At 54.7% G+C, this 4718-nt stretch carries 6 protein-coding genes; 5 read left to right on the plus strand and 1 reads right to left on the minus strand.

Features of this window, described 5'->3' with window-relative positions; translation table 11 throughout:
• The 4 genes from ABJQ89_RS14650 to ABJQ89_RS14665 all read left to right on the plus strand — a co-directional run.
• On the plus strand, positions 1 to 221 hold a 221-nt coding region (locus ABJQ89_RS14650; protein ID WP_348496929.1), incomplete at its 5' end, for a hypothetical protein.
• A gap of 187 nt (positions 222 to 408) precedes the next feature.
• The gene (locus ABJQ89_RS14655; RefSeq protein ID WP_348404447.1) at positions 409 to 975 is read left to right on the plus strand and encodes a metallophosphoesterase; all 567 of its coding nucleotides are present in this window, start codon (positions 409 to 411) and stop codon (positions 973 to 975) included.
• Position 976: 1 nt separating this feature from the next.
• Entirely contained in the window at positions 977 to 1204 is a 228-nt protein-coding gene (locus ABJQ89_RS14660) for a hypothetical protein (RefSeq protein WP_348404446.1), read from the plus strand.
• Positions 1205 to 1209: 5 nt separating this feature from the next.
• Positions 1210 to 2013, plus strand: a complete 804-nt coding sequence (locus tag ABJQ89_RS14665) for a metallophosphoesterase (RefSeq protein WP_348404533.1) — start codon at positions 1210 to 1212, stop codon at positions 2011 to 2013.
• 334 nt (positions 2014 to 2347) lie between these two features.
• Here the strand turns inward: ABJQ89_RS14665 and ABJQ89_RS14670 are convergent, their stop codons facing one another.
• Positions 2348 to 3793, minus strand: a complete 1446-nt coding sequence (locus ABJQ89_RS14670) for an IS1182 family transposase (RefSeq protein ID WP_348404445.1) — start codon at positions 3791 to 3793, stop codon at positions 2348 to 2350.
• 242 nt (positions 3794 to 4035) lie between these two features.
• Between ABJQ89_RS14670 and ABJQ89_RS14675 the strand changes: the two genes are divergently transcribed.
• On the plus strand, positions 4036 to 4718 hold a 683-nt coding region (locus tag ABJQ89_RS14675), incomplete at its 3' end, for a transposase (RefSeq protein WP_348496930.1).

Raw genomic sequence — 4718 nt, forward strand, 5'->3', positions numbered from 1 at the left:
ATAATGTCGACTACCGTTTCCAGTTTCCGCGCGAGAAAGAGATCAAAACTGGCTGTATCGCAACCTTCAGGATCTTCTATCGCGGCGAACCCGGTATGACATCCATCAGTTTCTCACTGGAGGACTACGAACTAGGCCGCATCCATATGGAAGAGCTCGACCGCCAGATTGTCGAAGCCCTGACCGGTGAGGAGGTCGAGGCCTCGGATATGGATCTGTAATCCATGGATAGCCAGACGCATCTGAACGCGCTATGAGACACGCATGATCATGAAGCGCGTACATATCACCCAAACCTAGCGCCCCCCAACATTCGGCGGGCGGCTTCGCGCTGTTCGCCCCGATGATCATTCATCTCCGCACCTGCCCGTCGCCGTCCGCGCCACCACCGCACGACGGAGAACCGACATGACCAACTGGTACACAGCTGACCCCCATTTCGGGCATGAGAACGTCATCAAGTTCTGCAATCGCCCCTTTCGTTCGGCGAACCACATGGACGCAGTTCTCATGCAGAACCTATGGGCCATGGTTGGCCCCAAGGACGTGCTTTGGATCATTGGCGACTTCGCCCATGGGTCAAAAGCCAAAGACGCCGAATGGCTCACCAAGCTCTTTGACAAGCTCCCCGGTGCAAAAAAGCACCTCGTCGTTGGCAACCATGATTTGGAGCCAACACAAACATTGCCGTGGACAAGCGTATCGCATCTGGCCGAGGTTCGCGACGGCCCTCAGAAGCAGGCGCACACGCTTTGCCACTACCCGTTGATCACATGGAACCACGCCCGCCGTGATGCGCTCCAGATATTTGGCCATGTCCACACTAACTGGAAAGGTTCACGCAACAGCGTCAACGCTGGTGTCGATGTCTGGGACTACATGCCCGTCCGTTTTGAGGACATCGCGCGCCGTGCCAAAACGCTGCCTGTGAACAAGCATTGGGCCGACGTCGAACATAACGTGAAGGAAATCTGATATGTCACGCTCATATCGTAAGACACCCATCTGCGGGATGACCACCAAGGACAGCGACAAGTCGTTCAAGAAAGCCGAGCACAAACGGGCGCGGCGGGCTGAGAATGCACGTGATCTAACCGTCGATGATCCATCCGCCGCAAAAGCATTCGGTAACCCATGGGGCGCACCCAAAGACGGCAAGCAGTGGATCGATCCCGCTCGCTTCCCTGAGATAATGAGAAAGTAAGAGTGATGGCCCGTTTTCTAATCTGGAGCGATCTGCACGATGAATTCTGGGGCGGCTTCAATCTGCCCGACCTGTCCGCGCCTGTGGACGGGGTTTTGATTGCTGGCGACACACACACGATGGGTCGTCATCTGGATATCCCGGCACAAGCTGCGCGCAAGTACGGCTGCCCAGTCGTCGTGATCTGGGGCAATCATGAGGTCTATGGATCGATTTGGTCTGAACTGCGCGAGCAAGAAGCTGTACAGCTGGCACAGCTACACGCCGAGGGTTTAGATATCCGTGTGCTTCATGGTGCGGCAACGGAGATCGCAGGGGTACGCATTATTGGTGCAACTCTGTGGACCGATTTGAAGTTGTATCCACCGTTTGAATTGCTGGCCCGCACAATGGTCTCTGCGTACATGCAAGACTATCGCGTGATCCGCACCGCGCCCAAAACGCGCTTCACCATCGACGATATGTTGGAACGCCACGCGGAAGACAAAGTGGCGATCTTCGAAGCACTTCGGGGACCCTATGACGGCCCTACTTTAGTGATGACCCATCACCTGCCAGTGCGTGAATTGATCTGTCCAATGCGCACAATCGGCGGGAACGAAAAGCGCGCCATGAGCGCCGGGTTCGCAAGCACCCTTTGGGATGAAATTCGAGGCCACGACATCCACACATGGGTCTGGGGACACAGCCATGAGGGCGAGAATTGGACCGGTGCAGGAGACCTTGGCCCGATTAAATTCGTCACCAATCAGCGTGGCTATCCGGGCGAAGATGTCGCATTCGATCCGGGTTACATTATAGACGTGTGAGTGTGGTTGCGGGTTTGGCCGGGAGATAGCCAGTGCGCGCGGCTTTGCAGGCAATCAGCCAAACCATCACCCATGATCATCGACTTTCACCATGGATGAACGTAGCGAACCGACACCCAGACCAGCCATTCATCGGTACCCACCTCAATGCGGCTCTGCGGAGAGGCTGTGTGGAAACTCTGTTGATACCGAGTGCGGCTTTAGCTTTTGCCGTTTGTGTTGGTTTTGGCGTGGAATCTTCATTTCGGCTGTCTCGAGGGTTCGTAGGGCCAACTGTCACCATTTTTAACAGATCCGTCGCTTCAGGCCCCAATTTCAGGGCAAACGAAGCCTCTTACGCCTTCATCGCCGCGATCATAGCGGGAATGCCCATGATGTTCATCACGCGGGTCATGTTGTAGGCGAGCACGTGCAGGGCTATCTCTGCCGCCACCTTTTTCAATGTTCGCATCTTAAAGTGGGTGGCCCCCATCCATGATTTAATGGTGCCGTAGGGATGCTCAACAGTCATACTGCGAACAGCCAGTTGTGCGGGATCTTTATCCAGCCGTTCTTGGACCCGCTCAAGAACATCTTCGTGTTCCCAGCGACGCACACGTCGCTCTTTGCTGGTCGTGTATTTATCTTTGATAGCACAATCGACGCAGGCACCCGACCAATAGGACCTGATGGCTTTGCCATCTTGCTGGCCCGTAAATCGATAAGTCAGCTCCTCGCCGGCAGGGCAAACATAGGTATCCTTTTCTCTGTCGTAGGCAAAATCAGCCTTGTCAAACTGACCCCGTGCTGCGGCGTTTGATGTCATCGGCTTTGGGACAACAACCGAGATGCCAGCCTCTTCGCTCGCAACAATTTCTTCGCCTTTGTAATAGCCTTTATCGGCGATAGCCGTGAGTTGATCTGTTGCCATGACATCGTTGGCGGCCTCGGCCATCATAGATAAGGCGTCGCGATCGAATCCAAGCATCGTGACTTCATGCGCGACAATCAAATGGTTGTCAGCCTCGACCGCCGTTTGCACATTATACCCAACGATACGCGGCATCCGCGCCGTTGTTGCCATGGAACGGGCATCGGGATCAGTCAGCGAGACCTGCGTTTCGCCGGTCTCATCCATCCGTTGTTTAATTGATCTGTAACGCAAGGCCTCCTTTTGCAGATGTTCCAGCTTTCGCAGGGTGCGCTCCATGCGCGCTTCAGGAAGCACTGTTCCAGTCTGCTCGAACACTTCATCGGCACGGTCCAACTCGCCCAAATAACGCTCAATTGCTTTGTCGATCTCGCCCAACTTCTGGCGCAACTTACCACGTGTGTAATTCTTGGCCTTAGAGTTCACGGCTTTGAAGCGGCTGCCATCGATGGCGACCACGTCCCCATCAAGTAGACCCATGTTGCGACACAAGGCCACGAACTGCTGGCATACTTTGCGGATCGCTGGCCCGTTATCTTTCCTAAAATCCGCAATCGTCTTAAAGTCCGGCCTCAACCGACCCGTCAGCCAAATGAGCTCCAGATTGCGCCCACACTCACGTTCCAAACGTCGCGACGACTGCACTTGGTTAAGATACCCGTAGAGATAAATCCGCAGCATCAGCCCCGGATGATAACCAGGCCGACCCGTCGCGGCAGGTTGCTCGTTGAAACCAAGGGCAGCAAAATCAAGCATGTCCACGAAAGCATCAATGGCGCGGGCGTGGTTATCCTCATCAACATAATAGTCGAGGTGTTCAGGAAGCAACATCGTCTGCTGACGGTCTAAACCTTCGATGAAATGCGCCATGAATGACCTCCATACGGTGTACGGAAATTATAACATAAATCGGAAAATTTGGGTGAGTTTTCACACAGCCTCTCCGCGGAACGGAAGTTGGTGCATCGCGCGGCGAAGGTCTCCTTCGAGCCCAGAACAACCATTGTTGCAAAATGAACGAATGACATGGTGTGTCTGTGGGTGCCGCTCTCCTTGGGCAAACGAGGTACAGTATACTGGCCTCAATGAAGCAGCCACTGAGGAGAACGACAATGGCATACTATGTTGGATTGGACGTGTCCGTCAAAGAAACGTCGATTTGTATTATGGATGACAAAGGCGATGTTGCCGCACGCACAGATATCTCAACAGATCCGGATCTGATCGCGCGCTTCATTTCAAAGCACGCGCCAAAGGTAGAGCGGGTGGTTCATGAGAGTGGCATCCTAGCGATTTGGCTCACCCGCGAGTTAGAGAAGCGTGGTGTTCCGATCATTTGCATAGATGCACGTTTGGCCCACAAAGCGTTGTCGGGACGAATTAACAAATCTGACCGCGGCGATGCTGAGGGGCTGGCTCAGTTGGCGCGCACGGGTTGGTTCACTCAAGTCCATATCCGCAGCGAATCCTCTGAGCGCGTGCGCGTCCTGATTGGTGCCCGCGAGCGGCTGATCCGTATGCGTAAGGATCTTGAGGGTCATGTACGTGGCGTCCTCAAGGTGTTCGGTGTTTGCATGAAGTCGGTTGGGACGGGAAAATTGCGAAGGAGCTTTCGGGACCAGCTCGCAGCTGCGGCGAATACGGATCCGGCGATTGCGATGCTGTCAGAAACGTTCATCCCTCTGCACAAGACACTGTGCATTGCCAGAGATGCGCTGGACGACGAAGTAAGGATGATGGCGCGCGACAGTGAGCTGGCGTGCCGACTGATGACCGTTCCGGGTGTTGGCCCGAT

The organism is Planktotalea sp., assembly GCF_039984035.1.
Taxonomy (GTDB): domain Bacteria; phylum Pseudomonadota; class Alphaproteobacteria; order Rhodobacterales; family Rhodobacteraceae; genus Planktotalea.

Bases quoted from the DNA above. Each gene is read 5' to 3' on its own strand.
- ABJQ89_RS14655 (WP_348404447.1), top strand. From the start codon at position 409: ATGACCAACTGGTACACAGCTGACCCCCATTTCGGGCATGAGAACGTC.
- ABJQ89_RS14660 (WP_348404446.1), top strand. From the start codon at position 977: ATGTCACGCTCATATCGTAAGACACCCATCTGCGGGATGACCACCAAG.
- ABJQ89_RS14665 (WP_348404533.1), top strand. From the start codon at position 1,210: ATGGCCCGTTTTCTAATCTGGAGCGATCTGCACGATGAATTCTGGGGC.
- ABJQ89_RS14670 (WP_348404445.1), bottom strand. From the start codon at position 3,793: ATGGCGCATTTCATCGAAGGTTTAGACCGTCAGCAGACGATGTTGCTT.